Below are 19,029 nucleotides of genomic sequence, written 5' to 3'. Positions count from 1 at the left end.
GAATGCTGGAGAAAAGAACACCGATACCGGTAGACGAGGCAGTTCGGCGTGTCTGCCATTTTCAAAAACAAGGTGAAACAGAATGGGTGGCGCTTGAAGACAGCCTTCATCGATTTTTAGCCGAAGATATAACTGCGGATCACCACGTACCCGCGTTTGACCGTTCGCCATACGACGGTTTTGCTGTCAGAGCGTGCGATACGGCAGAAGCTTCACGTGAAAACCCAATTCGGTTTGAAGTCATTGACCATATTGGAGCGGGGTCAGTATCTGAAAAAGAACTTGGTCCGTTTCAGGCCGTGCGGATTATGACCGGCGCGCAAATCCCTGAAGGGGCAGATGCAGTCGTCATGATTGAACTGACTCAAACCTTTGAGGAGAATGGGAAGTCATTTATGTCTTTAAAGCGCCGCTTTCAGCCGGGAGATAATATTTCAAAAACTGGTGAGGACGCTCAAAAAGGGAGTGTTTTACTAAGAAAGGGCACCCGGGTGACACCAGGAGTGACTGCTCTATTGGCAACTTTCGGATACGCTTCGGTGCCTGTGGTGAGAAAGCCTGTTGTCGGGATTATCGCAACAGGTACCGAATTGCTGAATGTCAGTGATCCGCTGGAACCGGGAAAAATCCGCAACAGCAATGCGAGTATGGTATATGCACAAGTGATAGAAGCTGGCGCAACACCGCTTTATTTAGGGAAAATCTCTGATGAGCTGGATAAAAGCTTTGCTGCAGTGAAAGAAGCGATGAAAAAGGTGGATTTCCTGATCACAACTGGCGGTGTGTCAGTCGGTGATTTTGACTTTTTGCCTGCGATCTATGAAAAACTCGGAGCAGACGTGCTGTTTAATAAAGTTGCCATGCGCCCGGGCAGCGTGACAACGGTGGCGCATGCAAACGATATGCTGCTGTTTGGCCTCTCAGGTAACCCGTCGGCATGCTATGTCGGTTTTGAACTGTTTGTTAAGCCAATGATCCAGACATGGCTGTTTAATGAAACACCGCATTCGATTTGTGCGGAAGCTGTTCTGGCCAAAGATTTTCCGAAGCCGAACCCGTTTACCCGATTTGTTCGTGCGCTTGTGCACCACCAGGAAGGGAAGCTATTGGCGACACCCGTCGGATTAGATAAGTCTAGCTCTGTCACGTCACTAGCAGAAGCCAATGCTTTCATTATCCTGCCGGGCGGGACGAGAGGCTACGAATCTGGCAGAACGGTTCAAGTGCTGCTCATCAGAGAAGAGAATGGAAGTGAGTGGCCTTGGTCCGTCCTTTCCCAATCGTCCAAGTTGTAGGATTTCAAAACAGCGGGAAAACAACGTTTATCGAGCGTATTCTTGAAAAAGCCTCTGAACAGGGGGGTCATTTGGGTTGCCTGAAGCATCATGGTCACGGCGGTGAACCGCAAACGTTCACGGAAGGAAAAGACACGGACCGTTACAAGGCGGCAGGTGCTGATGTGGCAGCGGTAGAAGGTGCTGGTGTGTTACAGCTGACAGTCCGCCGCAATTGGGATTTGGCACGGCTGATCGAGTTATATCAATTTCTCGAAACAGACTGTCTTCTGATTGAAGGCTTTAAAAAAGCCCCTTATCCTAAAGTGGTCATCCTACGTGAAAAGGAAGATCTGGAAGCGTTGCAGGCAGTAAATATAATCGCCATCATCTATAGGAAAAAAGAGCATATGACAGAGCATCAGGGATTGCCCGTTTTTCATGCGGATGATCCGGTTGCCGTGGATTTTGTGCTTTCACAGCTGAAGGGGGAATCTGCATAATGAAACGGTTTGAGATTACGAAAACACCTATTATTACTGAAGACATCATTAAAAAAGTGGAGAAACGGGAAGCAGGGGCAATTACCACATTTATTGGCACGGTTCGGGAATGGACAAACGGAAAAAGAACGGTTCGGCTTGAATATGAGGCATATGAACCGATGGCCGTGCAAATGCTTGCTCAAATCGGAGCTGAAATCGAAGAAAAATGGGAAGGCGCTTCCGCTGCAATCACGCACCGTATAGGTGTGCTGGATATCGGTGAAGCAGCGGTCGTGATCGCTGTATCTTCTCCCCATCGCAAAGCTGCTTATGAAGCCAATGAGTATGCGATCGAACGAATTAAACAGATTGTGCCGATTTGGAAAAAAGAAATTTGGGAAGACGGTGAGCAATGGATCGGCGACCAGCTTGAAACAACAGCTTATCCGAATGGAAAACCAGACCTAAGCGAGGGAGAGCAGCATGATTAAAATACTTTTATTTGCAGGGCTTGCTGAACAGGCCGGCAAACAAGCACTAGAAATAGATATGGAACAAGCAACCATAGATGAGATAAAAGCGAGCCTAAAAGAACAATATGGTCTTGAATCCATTGATACGGCTATGATTGCCGTTAACGAAAGCTATGTAAAAGAAAATACCTCTGTATCTTCAGGTGACACGGTGGCCATCATACCGCCAGTCAGCGGGGGATGAAAACCGGACGGCATTTCAGCCATCCGGTTTTTCTGTATATCACTGGCATATCCCCAAGTATCCCTAGCATACAATGATTTTCTGTAAGCGTTTATTCTACATATATTACTCCCTAAAAAGTAAGAGACTTACTCCATAATTAGACTGAATTTTTGAAAAATAATAGAACTTTATTTCGGGTATCGATATAGTAAAGATGATAAATGTTGGAAAGGTGCTGGATATGGAGACATTTAAAAGATTAAAAATGTATTATTGGCCGTACCGAAAAGTGTTTTTGTGGTCGCTTCTAGCCATGCTTTTAATGACTGCGGTTACTGTCGTTTATCCGATTATCCTGCAAATTACGATTGATGAGATCGTACTGGGAAGACAGTATCAGCTTGCAGCATGGGTCAGCTTGGGATTTATTGCGGTAATGGCCTTGAAAGGAACCGCTACCTTTTTTCACCAATATTTAGGTGATATGTTTGGAATCAAATCCGTTTATCGGCTGAGAAATAGCCTGTATGAAAAACTGCAGCGGCTTTCTTTTTCTTATTATGATAACGCGAAAACAGGAGATTTGATGTCCAGGCTGACAGCTGATGTTGAAGGGCTTCGTTTTTTCTTATCATACGGCCTCGCTGAGCTCATTCGCTTCGGCCTGCTGGTAGCCATCAGCTTTACGGTTATGTTTTACTATTCTGTTCCCCTCACACTCGTGACAATAGCAGTTCTGCCATTTCTCGCTGTTGTGGTATATCGGTTTGATAAAAGAGTCCATCCTGCCTTCAGAGGCATCCGCAAATCGTTTGCAAAGCTCAATACAAAAGTGCAGGAAAATATCAGTGGCATCAATACGGTTAAATCTCTTTCCAGAGAAGATTTCCAAGTCAGTATTTTCAATAAAGCCAATGCAGAGTACAGAGCACAATATTTACAAACATCATCCATCTGGTCTGCGTATTTCCCTTTAATGGAGTTCATCGGTAACATTTGTATTGTAGCCCTCCTCTCATACGGCGGATACTTGGTTATGCAAAATCAGCTCAATCCCGGTGAACTTGTTGCTTTCTTCAGCCTTGTCAATTATATGATGTGGCCGATTATGAACTTAGGCTTTGTCATTAATATGTTCTCTCAAGCAAAAGCATCAGGTGAACGCCTGCTCGACATTCTGGAAAAAGAAGAAGACATTACAGATCATCCTCTTGCTTTATGTAAACTTTTGAGGCAAACAGTGGGAAGGTAATCGGCTGTTAGGCCCGACGGGTTCGGGAAAAAGTTCAGTGACACAGCTTCTGACCAGATTTTACAGCCCTGTTAGCGGAACGATTACCATTGATCACAAACCCATCACAGATTATTCGTTAAAAACGCTTCGCTCCAATATCGGAGTCGTACTTCAAGAATCCTTCCTGTTTTCATCCACGATCCGATCAAATATTTCGTATGGGCGGCCGGATGCCTCAATGGAAGACATCATCGAAGCAGCAAAAAGGGCGCAGGCCCATAACTCTATTATGGAGCTTCCTGATGGGTATGACACCATGCTGGGAGAGAGGGGAATGGGGCTTTCCGGCGGACAGAAACAGCGTATTGCCATTGCGAGAGCCATCTGTTTGAACCCGAGCGTTTTAATATTGGATGATGCCACAAGTGCAGTAGATATGCAAACGGAGCACAGCATACAGCTTGCCTTAAAAGAAGTCATGAAAAACCGCACAACCTTTATCGTTGCTCACCGCATTTCTTCACTGAAACACGCCGATGAAATTCTCGTTTTTAATAAAGGACGCATTTGTGAAAGGGGAACACATCACGAGCTTCTTGAAAAAGAAGGCTACTATAAAAAGATTTACGATTTGCAATACCGTGATGTCAAAATGATGAATGAGCCGCATGAGGTCGGATAGGGAGGGGCCAAATGAAACAAGCGAAAAAACAGGGGATTTTAGAGCGTTTCTATTACTCTTCAGATGAAATCATTGAAAAGCCGTTTAACTGGGCTCAAATGTGGCGGCTGCTGTGCTATGTCAAACCATATCGAAAAACCATTTTGCCGCTTTCTTTTCTCACCGTATTGATTGGCACTGCTGTGAAGCTTGTGATCCCCATTCTGATCGGAGTTTATGTTCTTGATCAAGCGATTACGGCGAGAAACCCGGAGCTGCTGATTCAGCTCATTTTAATCATTAGCGGTTTATATGTCCTTAATTACGCCGCCAATGTGTTAAGAATCAGGTGGATGAATCAGCTTGGCCAGCATGTCATTTTCGATTTGCGGCAGCATTTATTTACACATGTGCAGCGCTTATCCCACCGATTTTTTGATCAGCGGTCGGCGGGATCGATCTTAGTCAGGATCATGAATGATATTAACTCTCTTCAGGAGCTATTTACAAGCGGAGTCATCAATTTATTGACCGACTTGCTTCTCCTGGCCGGCGTGATTATTATTTTGTTTACGCTGAGTCCTGAGCTGACTATAGCTATCATGGTGACATTGCCGATTATGTTTTTTATTTCAACAAGTCTCAGAAAAAAAATACGCCGATCCTGGCAAACGGTACGGCTCAAGCAATCAAAGCTCAACTCTCATCTAAACGAAAGCATCCAAGGCATCCGGGTCACACAGGCATTTACGCAGGAAGAAGAAAACATGGCGTATTTTGACGGTGTCAATCAGGAGAACTACCAATCATGGCGGGAAGCAACTAAAAAAAATGCCATGTTCCGTCCGCTGGTGGAAATGACGAATGCGATTGGGACGGCAGTCTTGATTTGGTATGGCGCCACACTCATTATGAATGAAACCATTACGATTGGCGTCTTCGTTTCTTTCGCTTTCTACCTGGGGATGTTTTGGGAACCTATTTCGAGACTGGGCCAGGTCTATAATCAGCTGTTAATGGGAATGGCATCATCAGAACGGATTTTTGAGTTTCTGGACGAACAGCCAAATGTCAAGGAGAAGCCGAATGCCATTCATAATGAAAAGATAAATGGGCAGATCAGCTTTGAAGAGGTTGAATTTTCGTATGATGAAAAACGAAAAGCCCTTCATGCCGTTTCCTTTTCTATTCCTGCTGGCTCGACGCTTGCGCTTGTCGGGCACACAGGGAGCGGAAAGACGACGATTGCCAATTTAATTAGCCGTTTTTATGATGCGACCGGAGGCACCATTAAAATAGACGGTATACCGATTAAGGATCTCTCTATTGCCAGTCTGCGCTCTCAAATCAGCATTGTCCTGCAAGATACATTTATTTTTTCCGGGACCATCATGGAAAATATCCGTTTTGGAAGGCCGAATGCTTCGGATGAAGAGGTGATGAAAGCATCCCAAGCGGTCGGAGCGGATGAGTTTATTTCCGATTTAGCAGAAGGATATGCAACAGAGGTGGAGGAAAGGGGCAGCGTACTGTCTGCTGGTCAGCGTCAGCTCATTTCCTTTGCAAGAGCATTGCTCGCCGATCCGGCTATTATCATCCTTGACGAAGCAACAGCAAGTATTGATACAGAGACGGAAGTGAAAATTCAGCAGGCCCTAAAAACGCTACTGAAAGGGCGCACAGCAGTGATGATTGCCCACAGATTGTCTACGATCCGCGATGCCGACCGCATCATTGTTCTTGATCACGGCAAGAAAATAGAAGAAGGAAACCATGAGCAGTTGCTCGCTAAAGAAGGCGTGTATGCCGGACTTGTGAAAGCGCAATACAGCACAGCGATAGAATAATATGAAAAGCCTTCAGTATAAATTGAAGGCTTTTGGAAATTCATTAGAAAAACATGAAACTTTTTGATATCCTTCCCGTACTATTTGTTAGATATTCTCAAGGAGGTTTTGAAATGGAAACGAATGTAGAAAAAAACAGCGGAACGTCGGCTGAAAAGCCTTCACTTTTTGGAGTGATCACAAGTCCATCTGTTCAATTTGAAAGAATAAGAGAAAGGCCGGCTGTATGGGGACCGCTTTTGATTGTCGCAGCAATTATCATCGTCGGTGCCGTGCTGCAATCACTCGGTACGGATTATAGTGAGCTTTTGAAAAGCCAGGATACGCAAGGGCTATCAGCTGAACAAATGGAGGCAGTCGCAACAATAACCAAATTTGGCGGAATGGCAGGCGCAATTATCGGAGGTATCGCAGCATTATTTATTGCCCCTCTTATTTATTGGCTCTGTGTAAAAGCATCAGGCGGTGTTACGACATACAAAAAAATGCTTTCTCTCGGTTTGTTTGTCTCTTTAATTAGCAGTCTCGGATTATTGGTGAACGGCATCGTTGCTTTTACGACTGACGTGAATCCTCTTTACAGCACGACGTCACTGGCAGGGATAATCCAATCTGACGGGGCTCTTGCCAGCGTGTTAAATACCTTTGAAATTTTCAGCATCTGGAGCTTTGTATTATTAGCAATCGGACTTCACAAAACGGGAGGCATCTCCAAAAAAGCCGGATGGATTTCAGCAATCATTCTATTCGGAATTTTAGTTGTATTTTCGCTCTTTTCAGGTTTAATTAATTCTGTGGCGGGTGCATAAGTTCATGAAAAAAGTCTGGATCGGAATTGGCATCGCCGTTATAGTCGCTCTTTTTATTGGAATAAATGTATACCGGTCTGCCGCTCCAACAAGCGGCAGCGCCGGCCAGAAGATACAGACGGGAAGCCTTGAAGAAAACGAAATCTCGTCAACGGTTATGGTTCCCGGCACACTTAAATTTTCAAATGAACAGTATGTCTTTTATGAAGCTGATAAGGGGACATTAGAAGACATTAAAGTGAAGGAAGGCGACAAAGTTAAAAAGGGCACGACTTTAGTCACCTATACAAATGAGCAGCTGAGTCTGGAAAAAGAACAGAACCAGTTGACCGCTGAATCGAACCAGCTTCAAATTGAACAAACTCAAGAAAAGATAAAAGCGTTAGACAATAAAGAAAAAGATCTGGCGAAACAGGTTGGGAAGAAAGAAGCAGAAAAACAAATCGAATCTGAACGGACAGAGCTTCAAATGCAGAAAAAAACAGCTGAGATCGAATTAAAACAAACCGAGCTTCAGCGGCAGTCACTTGCCAGCCGGGTGTCAGATTTAGAAGTGAAAAGTGAAATTGAAGGCACCGTTATTTCTGTCAACCAAGAAGCGGCATCCAAAAAGTCAGATATTCAAGAGGCTGTCATACATATTGGCAACCCTAAAGACCTCGTCGTCTCAGGGAAATTGTCTGAATACGATACACTGAAAGTTAAAAAAGGCCAGAAGGTCACACTCACTTCAGATGTTATCCAGGATAAATCATGGAAAGGCACGGTTTCCGCAGTCGGACTTGTTCCTGATCAGCAGGAAAGCGCTGCGGCACAAGGAACAGAACAGGCGGTCCAATACCCGCTTCAAGTGAAAATAAAAGGAAAGCTTCCTGAAGGAAAGCCAGGCTTTAAATTTATCATGAATATTGAAACCGATAAGCGAAAAGCAAATACGCTTCCTTCAAAGGCAGTCAAAAAAGAAGATGATCAATATTATGTGTATACAGCAAAAGATGGAAAAGCAAAGCGAGTTGATGTCAAAATCGGCGAAGTGACAGATGATCTGACAGAAATTAAAGAGGGGCTTTCCCAAGATGATCAAGTCATTTTGAATCCATCTGATCAGGTGACTGATGGAATGGAAGTGAAATCTTAAATGATTCAGCTTTCTAATGTGCGAAAAAGCTACCAGATCGGCAGGGAAACGTTTGATGTTCTCCATTCTATTCATTTGGACATTCATCAAGGGGAATATGTCTCGATTATGGGGCCGTCAGGATCAGGGAAATCGACGATCATGAATATTATCGGCTGTCTTGACCGACCGACTTCCGGTACGTATAAATTGGACGGCGAGGACGTTTCTTCATATAAAGATAAAGAACTGGCGGCAGTCCGTAACCGGTCAATTGGTTTTGTATTTCAGCAATTTCAGCTTCTTCCGCGGCTGAACGCAAAAAAAAATGTTGAGCTGCCGATGATTTATTCCGGGATAGGCAAAAAAGAACGTCAAGAAAGGGCTGAGAGAGCATTGGAAAAGGTCGGGTTAGCCGATCGAATGCTCCACATGCCCAATGAGCTGTCGGGCGGGCAGAAGCAGCGGGTGGCGATTGCGAGGGCGATCGTGAATGAGCCCAAATTAATTTTAGCAGATGAACCGACTGGCGCGCTGGATACGAAAACAAGCGTAGCGATTATGGATCGGTTTACAGCTTTAAATGCCGAAGGAACGACAATCGTTCTTGTTACACACGAGCCCGAAGTTGCAGATTGCACGAACCGGATTGTTATGGTGCGTGACGGCAATATTGTTCCTGCCAGCTCCGGCCAAAGGAGTGTGGGAGAATGAGCCTGTTAGAAAACATCAGAATGGCTCTAAGCTCTGTCCTTGCCCATAAAATGCGTTCGATCTTAACAATGCTCGGCATTATCATTGGGGTAGGCTCTGTCATCGTTGTCGTTGCGGTAGGGCAGGGCGGTGAGCAAATGCTGAAGCAGTCGATCAGCGGACCGGGAAATACAGTGGAGCTATACTATATGCCAAGCGACGAAGAGCTTGCAAGCAATCCGAACGCTGCAGCTGAATCTACGTTTACAGAAAACGATATTAAAGATTTAAAAGGGATAGAAGGCATTAAACAAGTCGTTGCCTCGACTTCTGAAAGTATGACAGCGCGTTATCATGAAGAAGAAACCGATGCTACGGTTAACGGAATAAATGATGGATACATGAATGTCAATTCTTTAAAAATCGAAAGCGGCAGAACCTTTACAGACAATGACTTTCTCGCGGGGAATAGAGTCGGAATCATCTCTCAAAAGATGGCTGAAGAGCTGTTCGATAAAAACTCCCCTTTAGGTGAAGTTGTCTGGATAAACGGACAGCCCGTTGAAATTATCGGCGTGCTGAAAAAAGAAACAGGCTTGCTTTCTTTCGATTTAAGTGAAATGTATGTACCGTTTAATATGATGAAATCCTCTTTTGGTACAAGTGATTTCAGTAACGTATCATTGCAGGTTGAATCAGCAGACGATATAAAATCGGCTGGGAAAGAAGCGGCACAGCTGGTAAATGACAATCATGGCACAGAGGATTCGTATCAAGTGATGAACATGGAAGAGATTGCGGCCGGGATTGGCAAAGTAACGGCAATTATGACGACGATTATCGGTTCAATTGCGGGTATCTCTCTATTGGTCGGCGGAATCGGTGTCATGAATATTATGCTTGTATCAGTCACAGAACGGACGCGGGAAATCGGAATCAGAAAATCACTCGGTGCGACAAGGGGACAGATCCTGACTCAGTTTTTAATTGAGTCAGTCGTATTGACGCTGATTGGCGGCCTGATCGGGATTGGAATTGGATACGGAGGGGCCGCGCTTGTTTCAGCCATTGCGGGCTGGCCGTCACTCATATCATGGGAGGTTGTATGCGGGGGCGTGCTGTTCAGTATGCTCATTGGTGTTATTTTCGGCATGCTTCCTGCAAATAAAGCCGCAAAGCTTGATCCGATTGAAGCGCTGCGTTATGAGTAGCCTCATGCAACATGCATGAGGTTTTTTTTATGTGTAGTGATTTCTACTATGAATATAAAAGACTTTTTTCATTAAAATAAGAAGAAAATGTCGTACAATTGTCCTTATTTTTGTCGAATTTACAGTTTACAAACCCTATAGACATACGTTAATATGGATAAACGTGAAAGATTTTGATAGTTATTGAATGAATTTGAATGATTTTAGTTGCCTAAACTGAAAATAGCGTTTACAATGAAATTGTATTCAAAATGAATACGTTTTCATTAGGAGGTGAAGCATGCTAACTCCTGAACGGCATCAATTGATTATTGATCAAATAGAAAAGCATGATGTGGTAAAGATTCAAGAGCTCATAAATCTGACAAATGCTTCTGAATCAACAATCAGAAGAGATTTATCGACACTTGAAGAACGCGGTTTTTTAAAGCGTGTTCATGGGGGAGCGGCCAAGCTTTCCGATATCAGACTTGAACCCGATATGCTTGAAAAATCATCCAAAAACCTTCACGACAAATTGAAGATTGCTGAAAAAGCTGCTTCTCTTTTAGAAGAAGGGGATTGCATTTACCTTGATGCAGGCACGACGACTTTGCACATGATTGATTTTATGGATAAAACCAAAGATATTGTCGTTGTCACAAACGGGGTGATGCATATCGAAGCATTAATAAGAAAAGAAATTTCTTTTTATCTGCTTGGAGGATACGTCAAGCACAGAACGGGCGCGGTTATTGGAGGCGCTTCACTGATTGCCATGGACCAGTACAGATTCGACAAGAGCTTTCTGGGGACAAACGGAGTGCATACAGAGGCTGGATTCACAACGCCGGACCCTGATGAGGCCCTTTTAAAACAGAAAGCGATCAAACAGGCAAAACACGCTTACGTCTTAGCAGACCCTTCGAAGTTCGGAGAAATTTCATTTTCGGCATTTGCCGGAATAGGCGACGCAACAATCATTACGACTGACGCTGAAGAGCTTACATTCGATAATTACCAAGAAAAAACTGTCGTAAAGGTAGTGAAACCATGATTTACACTGTAACACTTAATCCATCTGTCGATTATATTGTTCACGTTGAAGATTTTACTGTAGGAGGCCTGAATCGTTCTGCATATGATACCAAGTATCCAGGGGGCAAAGGCATCAACGTATCGAGACTGCTGAAAAGACATCATGTACCGTCTAAAGCGCTCGGATTCGTCGGCGGATTTACCGGAGAATATATCAAAACATTTTTGCGGGAAGAAAATTTGGAAACAGCTTTTTCTGAAGTAAAAGGGGATACCCGTATCAATGTAAAGCTGAAAACGGGTGATGAAACTGAAATTAACGGGCAGGGTCCGACAATTTCGGATGAAGATTTCAAAGCCTTTTTAGAGCAGTTCCAATCTTTAGAAGAGGGAGACATCGTTGTTCTTGCAGGAAGTATTCCATCTTCACTTCCTCACGATACGTATGAAAAAATCGCAGAGGCCTGCAAACAGCAGAACGCACGAGTTGTTCTGGATATCTCAGGAGAGGCTCTTTTGAAAGCGACAGAAATGAAACCGTTTTTGATGAAGCCAAACCATCATGAGCTTGGAGAAATGTTCGGCACGACCATTACCTCTGTTGAGGAAGCTGTTCCTTATGGGAAGAAGCTGGTAGAACAGGGCGCTGAACATGTAATCGTTTCAATGGCAGGAGACGGAGCGCTTTTGTTTACGAACGAAGCAGTTTATTTTGCTAACGTGCCAAAGGGGAAATTGGTAAACTCAGTCGGAGCAGGAGATTCCGTTGTAGCAGGCTTCCTTGCCGGAATTTCCAAACAACTGCCGCTTGAAGAAGCATTCCGCTTAGGGGTTACTTCAGGCAGTGCTACCGCGTTCTCTGAAGAACTTGGAACAGAAGAATTTGTCCAGCAGCTTCTTCCTGAAGTTAAGGTCACACGTCTATAGAGGAGGAAACACAAGTGAAAATAACTGAGCTTTTAACAAAGCATACGATAAAGCTTAATATTGAGAGCAAAGAAAAAGAAAATGTGATTGACGAAATGGTCACTGTTCTTGATAAGGCTGGTAAGTTAAATGACCGACAAGCCTATAAAGAAGCCATTTTAAACCGCGAAAGCCAAAGCTCAACGGGTATTGGTGAAGGAATCGCTATCCCTCATGCGAAAACGGCTAGCGTTATCAACCCGGCGATCGCGTTCGGACGTTCTAAAGAAGGTGTCGATTATGAATCATTAGACGGCCAGCCGGCTCACTTAGTCTTCATGATTGCGGCGACTGAAGGCGCAAACAATACTCACCTTGAAGCATTGTCAAGACTTTCCACGCTGTTAATGCGTGAAGAAATCCGCAAGCAGCTCCTTGAAGCTGAGTCAGAAGATGCGATCATCGACATTATTAATCAGCACGATAAAGATGATGACGAAGAGGAAGAGGAAGAAGAAGCGGCACCAGCACCTGCCGGAAAAGGAAAGATTTTAGCGGTTACTGCATGCCCGACAGGTATTGCCCATACATTCATGGCTGCGGATGCCCTTAAAGAGAAAGCGAAAGAGCTTGGCGTGGACATTAAGGTCGAAACAAATGGTTCAAGCGGCATTAAGCACAAGCTGACTGCCCAAGAAATTGAAGATGCACCTGCAATCATTGTCGCAGCGGACAAGCAGGTTGAAATGGAACGCTTTAAAGGTAAGCGCGTACTTCAAGTTCCTGTAACGGCAGGTATCAGACGCCCTCAGGAACTGATTGAAAAAGCGATGAACCAAGATGCCCCGATTTATCAAGGCAGCGGCGGTTCTTCAGCTTCAAACGATGAAGATGAAGCGAGAGGCAAGTCTGGAAGCGGAATCGGAAACGCGTTTTATAAGCATTTGATGAGCGGTGTCAGCAACATGCTTCCGTTCGTAGTCGGCGGTGGTATCCTCGTTGCGATTTCATTCTTCTGGGGAATTCATTCTGCTGATCCAAAAGATCCTACTTACAACGCGTTTGCCGCAGCTCTTAAGTTTATCGGCGGTGACAACGCATTAGGATTAATTGTGGCTGTTCTTGCTGGATTTATCGCAATGAGTATTGCAGACCGTCCTGGTTTTGCGCCTGGTATGGTCGGCGGATTCATGGCGACTCAAGCGAATGCTGGATTCTTAGGCGGTTTAATTGCCGGATTCCTTGCCGGTTATGTCGTCATTTTACTGAAAAAAGCATTTACCTTTATCCCTCAGTCACTTGATGGATTAAAACCTGTACTGATTTATCCGCTGTTCGGTATTTTTATCACTGGCGTATTAATGCAATTTGTCATCAATACACCTGTAGCAGCATTTATGAATTTCTTAACAAACTGGCTTGAAAGCCTTGGTACTGGAAACCTAGTATTGATGGGGATTATCTTGGGCGGTATGATGGCGATCGATATGGGCGGTCCGCTTAATAAAGCAGCCTTTACGTTCGGTATCGCGATGATCGATGCAGGCAACTATGCGCCTCATGCGGCGATCATGGCCGGCGGTATGGTTCCTCCGCTTGGTATCGCACTTGCTACAACCATTTTCCGAAACAAATTCACTCAGCGTGACCGTGAAGCTGGTATTACATGCTACTTCATGGGTGCTGCTTTCGTAACAGAGGGAGCGATCCCGTTTGCTGCGGCTGATCCGCTTCGTGTCATTCCAGCTGCTGTAATCGGTGCAGCTGTTGCCGGCGGATTGACTGAATTCTTCCGTGTAACGCTTCCGGCGCCTCATGGAGGAGTATTCGTAGCTTTCATTACCAACCATCCGTTGCTTTACCTATTAAGTATCGTGATCGGTGCTGTCGTGATGGCAATTATCCTCGGTATTGTCAAAAAACCTGTTACAGAGAAATAAGAAAAAAAGCGTCCTTGATTCGAAAGGACGCTTTTTCTTATCCGACAGGCAGCGAGCGGGTTAAGTTATGTAATTTATTCTTTTTTATGATAAAGTAAAAGAAGAGAAACAACTGATATAGCAATCGTCTAGGAGGAAACACTTTGACCGAGGAAAAAAATACGAATACTGAGAAAACGGCGAAGAAAAAAACCAATACGTACTTGGAATGGGGTAAAGCGATTGTCATCGCTGTTCTGCTGGCTCTCCTGATCCGTCACTTTTTGTTTGAACCGTATTTAGTTGAAGGTTCATCTATGTATCCCACATTACATGACGGAGAAAGGCTGTTTGTAAATAAAACAGTCAACTATATCGGCGAACTGAAGCGCGGAGATATCGTTATTATTAACGGTGAGACTTCTAAAATCCATTATGTAAAAAGATTGATCGGAAAGCCTGGAGAAACCGTTCAAATGAAGGATGACACGCTTTATATAAACGGCAAAAAAGTAGCCGAGCCTTACTTGTCTAAAAACAAGAAGGAAGCAGAAAAACTCGGTGTCAGTCTGACAGGCGACTTTGGACCGGTTAAGGTTCCGAAAGGCAAATATTTTGTCATGGGAGATAACCGGTTGAATTCTATGGACAGCCGAAACGGATTGGGACTGATTGCGGAAGATCGAATTGTCGGCACATCGAAGTTTGTCTTTTTCCCGTTTAACGAAATGCGTCAAACAAAATAAAAACGCCTTGCTGGCCTTTGGACAGCAGGCGTTTTTATTTTGAAAAAGAAGCGACCAATGCAATGCATAAAACTGTAATGAACACTGAACCGATAATGGCCAGCACACTGAAGAAAAGGTGAACCTGTTTGTTCTCTTTTCCGCGCTTTTCTAAAAGTCGTTTAGAAAAAATGTGCGAAAATATGTAAATAAGGGCTATGCCTATGTATAAGCCGATATCCTTGGCGGTAAAGCCTGTTACGGCAAGGTAAAAGCCCGTAAAAAAGATCAATAAGCAATATTCAGTAAGTGTTAAAAGCCTCAACGTGTTCCTCCATGAGAGTGTGTAATTTTCCAGGCGGATGCATTCTCTCTCTTTAATTGTAACACAGCTGGCAGGATTGGGTGTATAAGTGTTTTCTCTCTGTTTTATCAGGGAATCATTTCTCTTGCCCTGTATTCATGGTATACTTTTATTGATGATAGACATGATGGAGGATAATAAATGATTGCTGTAAATAATGTAAGCTTGCGGTTTGCGGATCGTAAGTTATTTGAAGATGTTAATATTAAATTTACCCCAGGCAACTGCTATGGGTTAATTGGTGCAAATGGTGCCGGTAAATCAACGTTTCTAAAGGTGCTTTCAGGCGAAATCGAGCCTCAGACAGGCGACGTGCATATGAGTCCTGGCGAACGTCTTGCTGTCTTGAAGCAGAACCATTTTGAGTACGAAGAGTATGAAGTGCTGAAAGTGGTCATCATGGGTCACAAGCGCCTCTATGAAGTTATGCAGGAGAAAGACGCTATTTACATGAAGCCTGATTTCTCAGACGAGGATGGGATTCGCGCTGCCGAGCTAGAAGGTGAATTTGCGGAACTGAACGGATGGGAAGCGGAAAGTGAAGCGGCGATCCTTTTAAAAGGTCTTGGTATCTCAGAAGACCTGCACACAAAGAAGATGGAAGATATTGGCGGTTCGGAGAAGGTAAAAGTTCTCTTGGCACAGGCATTATTCGGCAAGCCGGATGTTCTGCTGCTCGATGAGCCGACGAACCACTTGGACCTTCAGGCAATCCAGTGGCTTGAAGAGTTTCTGATTAACTTTGAAAATACAGTTATTGTCGTATCCCATGACCGTCACTTCTTAAATAAAGTGTGTACGCACATTGCCGACCTTGATTTTAATAAAATTCAAATCTATGTCGGAAACTATGATTTCTGGTACGAGTCAAGCCAGCTGGCGTTAAAGCTTTCTCAAGAAGCGAACAAGAAAAAAGAAGAGCAGATTAAACAGCTTCAAGAGTTTGTCGCTAGATTCAGCGCCAATGCGTCTAAATCTAAGCAGGCCACATCAAGGAAGAAACTTCTCGAAAAAATCACGCTGGATGATATTAAACCGTCTTCCCGCCGCTATCCTTACGTTAACTTCACGCCAGAACGGGAAATCGGAAATGACGTTCTTCAGGTGGAAGGATTAACAAAAACAATCGATGGCGTAAAGGTGCTTGACAATGTCAGCTTCATTATGAACCGAGAAGATAAAATTGCTTTCACTGGCCGGAACGAACTTGCTGTTACTACACTGTTTAAAATCATTTCCGGGGAAATGGAAGCTGACAGCGGAACGTTTAAATGGGGTGTTACCACATCACAAGCGTATTTTCCAAAAGACAACAGTGAATATTTCGAAGGCAGTGATCTGAATCTTGTAGACTGGCTTCGCCAATATTCTCCGCACGACCAAAGTGAGAGCTTTTTACGCGGGTTCTTAGGACGCATGCTGTTCTCCGGAGAAGAAGTCCACAAAAAAGCAAATGTACTTTCCGGGGGAGAAAAGGTCCGCTGTATGCTGTCAAAAGCGATGCTTTCTGGAGCCAATATTTTAATTTTGGATGAGCCGACTAACCATTTAGACTTAGAATCCATTACAGCGCTCAATAACGGCTTAATCAGCTTTAAAGGCGCTATGCTGTTTACATCGCATGACCATCAGTTTGTGCAAACCATTGCCAACAGAATTATAGAAATTACACCTAATGGCATCGTTGATAAGCAAATGAGCTATGACGAGTTCCTTGAAAATACTGATGTGCAGAAAAAATTGGCTGAACTATACGCGGAATAAAAAAGCAGAGATTTCTCTGCTTTTTTTGATACATCATTATGAAAGGGGGCCACAATATGAAATTTTTAGTCGTCGGAGCAGGCGGAGTAGGTGGGTATATTGGCGGACGGCTTGCAGAGAAAGGAAATGATGTGACATTTCTCGTGCGCCAAAAACGAGCTCAGCAGCTTAAAGAAACCGGGCTTGTCATCCATAGTGAAAAAGGGGATGCATCGTTTCAGCCCGTATTAATCACTGCCGGAGAAACAGGGCGATTTGATGTCGTTATCATTGCTTCTAAAGCATACTCGCTTGATCAGGTGATAAACGATGTCAAGCCGTTTATCCATCAGGAATCTGTCATTATCCCTTTCTTAAACGGGTACCGCCACTATGAGCAGCTGTTCGCGGCATTTTCAAAAGAACAGGTGCTGGGCGGCCTGTGTTTTATAGAAAGTGCTTTAGACAACAGAGGAGAAATTCATCATACGAGTGCATCGCATCGTTTTGTATTTGGAGAATGGAACGGAGAGCGTACGGATCGAATAAAAGCGCTTGAAGAGGCATTTTCAAGCGTGAAGGCTGAAGTCATCATTAGCGGGCATATCGAGAAGGACATTTGGAAAAAGTATCTCTTTATTGCAGCGCAAGCGGGGATTACAACGTTATTTCAACGACCGCTTGGCCCGATCCTCGACACAGAAGGCGGACGTCACACGGCCCAAACTCTTATAGGGGAAATTGGCGCTGTTTTACGTAAAGAAGGCGTTCCGGCTGATCCGGATCTTGAGGAAGAGAGCTTTCGTACGATGACAAGCATGTCTTATCATATGAAGTCCTCCATGCTTCGGGATATGGAAAACGGCCAAACGACTGAAGGTGACCACCTGCATGGATTTTTGCTTGAAAAAGCAAAACGTTTATCTCTCGCGGCACCCGTATTAGAAACCGTTTATGCTAATCTGCAAATGTATGAAGCAGAAAAATAAAAAAAGGAGGCGAAAAGCCTCCTTTTATTTATTTAAAAAGCCCAATTTCCGTTTCGGAAAATAGGTTCTCTTTTTCCATCATCCGTAATTCCGTCAATATTCATATCCTTTGAACCGATCATAAAGTCTACGTGTGTAATGCTTTCATTTAAGCCTTCTTTGACAAGCTCTTCACGAGACATCTGCTTTCCGCCTTCAATATTAAAGGCATAGGCGCTTCCGATCGCCAAATGATTTGACGCGTTTTCATCAAACAACGTGTTATAGAAAAGAATGTTTGATTGTGATATAGGCGAATCGTAAGGAACAAGTGCCACTTCACCTAAATAGTGAGAACCTTCATCTGCTTCCACCAGTTCTTTTAAAATGTCTTCACCTTGTTCAGCTTTAATGTCTATTATACGGCCATTTTTAAACGTGAGAGTGAAATTTTCAATAATATTTCCGCCGTAGCTTAATGGTTTTGTGCTTGATACTACTCCGTCAACCCCGTCTTTTTGAGGCAGCGTGAATACTTCTTCTGTCGGCATATTAGCCATAAATTCATGGCCGCTTTCATTCACGCTTCCTGCACCTGCCCAAACATGCTTTCTAGGCAGCTTAATTGTTAAATCAGTTCCTTCTGCTTGATAATGTAAGGCAGCGTAATGTCTCTCGTTCAAATGATCAACTTTTTCATGAAGATTTTGGTCATGCTTGATCCACGCCTGAACTGGATTGTCTTCGTTTACGCGCGTCGCTTTAAAAATTTCTTCCCACAGAAGGTGAATGGCTTCCTCCTTTGATTTTCCAGGAAACACCTTCTGAGCCCAGCCCTCTGATGCCGCACCTACGACAGTCCAGCTGACTTTGTCTGATTGAATATATTGTCTGTATGTATGTAATGCTTTGCCTGCTGCTTTTTGGAATGCCGCAATCCGTTTGGAATCTACACCCTTTAGCAAGTCTGGGTTTGACGACACAACAGAAATGAAAGCTGCTCCATTTTTGGCAAGCTCTTCTCTGCCTTTTGCTTCCCATTCAGGATATTCTTCAAATGCCTCAAACGGCGCAAGCTCGTATTTTAATTTGGCGACTTCGTCATCCTGCCAATTCACTGTGACGTTTTTTGCACCCTTTTCATATGCGTGTTTTACAATTAAGCGGACAAAATCCCGTACGTCTGTTGAAGCATTTACGACTACATGCTGGCCTTTTTGGACATTTACACCGACTTCTACTGCCAGTTGTGCATATGTATTTAACTTCTGTGAAAATGAATCCATAAACCATTCCTCCTCAAGCTTTTTTCTCATCATATCAAATATGATCCTATAAAGGAAAGAAGGAGGCCAAA

General features: G+C 43.9%; 17 protein-coding genes and 1 pseudogene. 16 read left to right on the top strand and 2 right to left on the bottom strand.

The window, feature by feature from the left end; translation table 11 throughout:
* Window positions 1-2 precede the first annotated feature (2 nt).
* The 14 genes and pseudogenes from NZD81_RS07945 (at window position 3) to sipT (ending at window position 14,618) form a co-directional block, all read left to right on the top strand.
* Window positions 3-1,295 carry a molybdopterin molybdotransferase MoeA gene (locus NZD81_RS07945; protein ID WP_282374286.1) on the top strand — a complete coding sequence of 431 codons (1,293 nt, stop codon included), beginning with the start codon at window positions 3-5 and terminating at the stop codon, window positions 1,293-1,295.
* Window positions 1,256-1,777, top strand: a complete 522-nt coding sequence (gene mobB, locus NZD81_RS07940) for a molybdopterin-guanine dinucleotide biosynthesis protein B (protein ID WP_282374287.1) — start codon at window positions 1,256-1,258, stop codon at window positions 1,775-1,777. The genes NZD81_RS07945 and mobB overlap by 40 nt, the downstream gene beginning before the upstream one ends.
* Window positions 1,777-2,250 (top strand): molybdenum cofactor biosynthesis protein MoaE, encoded by a 474-nt coding sequence (locus tag NZD81_RS07935; RefSeq protein WP_014663808.1) that lies wholly within the window; start codon window positions 1,777-1,779, stop codon window positions 2,248-2,250. The genes mobB and NZD81_RS07935 overlap by 1 nt, the downstream gene beginning before the upstream one ends.
* Window positions 2,243-2,476 carry a molybdopterin converting factor subunit 1 gene (gene moaD, locus NZD81_RS07930; protein ID WP_172640674.1) on the top strand — a complete coding sequence of 78 codons (234 nt, stop codon included), beginning with the start codon at window positions 2,243-2,245 and terminating at the stop codon, window positions 2,474-2,476. Before NZD81_RS07935 ends, moaD begins: the two co-directional genes overlap by 8 nt.
* Before the next feature lie 223 nt (window positions 2,477-2,699).
* Window positions 2,700-4,374, top strand: a pseudogene (locus NZD81_RS07925) (ABC transporter ATP-binding protein).
* Window positions 4,375-4,385: 11 nt separating this feature from the next.
* On the top strand, window positions 4,386-6,200 hold the full coding sequence (locus NZD81_RS07920; protein ID WP_282374288.1) for an ABC transporter ATP-binding protein: 1,815 nt from the start codon (window positions 4,386-4,388) through the stop codon (window positions 6,198-6,200).
* Between the two features lie 113 nt (window positions 6,201-6,313).
* Window positions 6,314-7,009, top strand: a complete 696-nt coding sequence (gene yknW / locus NZD81_RS07915; protein WP_014663812.1) for a YknW family membrane protein — start codon at window positions 6,314-6,316, stop codon at window positions 7,007-7,009.
* Window positions 7,010-7,013: 4 nt separating this feature from the next.
* A complete protein-coding gene (locus NZD81_RS07910; protein ID WP_069149530.1) occupies window positions 7,014-8,147 on the top strand; it encodes an efflux RND transporter periplasmic adaptor subunit in 1,134 nt (377 codons plus the stop codon).
* Window positions 8,148-8,840: an ABC transporter ATP-binding protein YknY gene (gene yknY, locus NZD81_RS07905; RefSeq protein ID WP_282374289.1), complete on the top strand. Its 693-nt coding sequence runs from the start codon at window positions 8,148-8,150 to the stop codon at window positions 8,838-8,840.
* Entirely contained in the window at window positions 8,837-10,030 is a 1,194-nt protein-coding gene (gene skiZ / locus NZD81_RS07900) for a sporulation-delaying-protein transporter subunit SkiZ (RefSeq protein ID WP_282374290.1), read from the top strand. The genes yknY and skiZ overlap by 4 nt, the downstream gene beginning before the upstream one ends.
* 280 nt (window positions 10,031-10,310) lie before the next feature.
* Window positions 10,311-11,066, top strand: a complete 756-nt coding sequence (locus NZD81_RS07895; RefSeq protein WP_014663816.1) for a DeoR/GlpR family DNA-binding transcription regulator — start codon at window positions 10,311-10,313, stop codon at window positions 11,064-11,066.
* Window positions 11,063-11,974 (top strand): 1-phosphofructokinase, encoded by a 912-nt coding sequence (gene pfkB / locus NZD81_RS07890; RefSeq protein WP_227098499.1) that lies wholly within the window; start codon window positions 11,063-11,065, stop codon window positions 11,972-11,974. Before NZD81_RS07895 ends, pfkB begins: the two co-directional genes overlap by 4 nt.
* A gap of 14 nt (window positions 11,975-11,988) precedes the next feature.
* Window positions 11,989-13,893 carry a PTS fructose transporter subunit IIABC gene (locus tag NZD81_RS07885; RefSeq protein ID WP_282374291.1) on the top strand — a complete coding sequence of 635 codons (1,905 nt, stop codon included), beginning with the start codon at window positions 11,989-11,991 and terminating at the stop codon, window positions 13,891-13,893.
* A gap of 143 nt (window positions 13,894-14,036) precedes the next feature.
* Window positions 14,037-14,618 (top strand): signal peptidase I sipT, encoded by a 582-nt coding sequence (gene sipT, locus NZD81_RS07880; RefSeq protein ID WP_003232348.1) that lies wholly within the window; start codon window positions 14,037-14,039, stop codon window positions 14,616-14,618.
* Between the two features lie 34 nt (window positions 14,619-14,652).
* On the opposite strand, the gene NZD81_RS07875 is transcribed toward sipT, so the two are convergent.
* Window positions 14,653-14,922 (bottom strand): hypothetical protein, encoded by a 270-nt coding sequence (locus tag NZD81_RS07875; RefSeq protein ID WP_003232345.1) that lies wholly within the window; start codon window positions 14,920-14,922, stop codon window positions 14,653-14,655.
* A 180-nt stretch (window positions 14,923-15,102) separates the two neighbouring features.
* On the opposite strand from NZD81_RS07875, the gene NZD81_RS07870 reads away from it, so the two are divergent.
* Both NZD81_RS07870 and NZD81_RS07865 read left to right on the top strand, forming a co-directional pair.
* The gene (locus NZD81_RS07870) at window positions 15,103-16,725 is read left to right on the top strand and encodes an ABC-F family ATP-binding cassette domain-containing protein (protein WP_282374292.1); all 1,623 of its coding nucleotides are present in this window, start codon (window positions 15,103-15,105) and stop codon (window positions 16,723-16,725) included.
* A 56-nt stretch (window positions 16,726-16,781) separates the two neighbouring features.
* The gene (locus NZD81_RS07865; protein WP_069149532.1) at window positions 16,782-17,693 is read left to right on the top strand and encodes a ketopantoate reductase family protein; all 912 of its coding nucleotides are present in this window, start codon (window positions 16,782-16,784) and stop codon (window positions 17,691-17,693) included.
* A gap of 32 nt (window positions 17,694-17,725) precedes the next feature.
* On the opposite strand, the gene NZD81_RS07860 is transcribed toward NZD81_RS07865, so the two are convergent.
* Window positions 17,726-18,958 carry an aminopeptidase gene (locus NZD81_RS07860; RefSeq protein ID WP_040083259.1) on the bottom strand — a complete coding sequence of 411 codons (1,233 nt, stop codon included), beginning with the start codon at window positions 18,956-18,958 and terminating at the stop codon, window positions 17,726-17,728.
* Window positions 18,959-19,029: the final 71 nt, after the last annotated feature.

This window comes from Bacillus sp. B.PNR1 (genome assembly GCF_030386235.1).
In the GTDB taxonomy this organism is placed as follows: Bacteria; Bacillota; Bacilli; order Bacillales; family Bacillaceae; genus Bacillus; species Bacillus stercoris.
The sequence above is the reverse complement of the archived record's forward strand: the minus strand, read 5'-3'. Positions and strand labels throughout refer to the sequence as shown.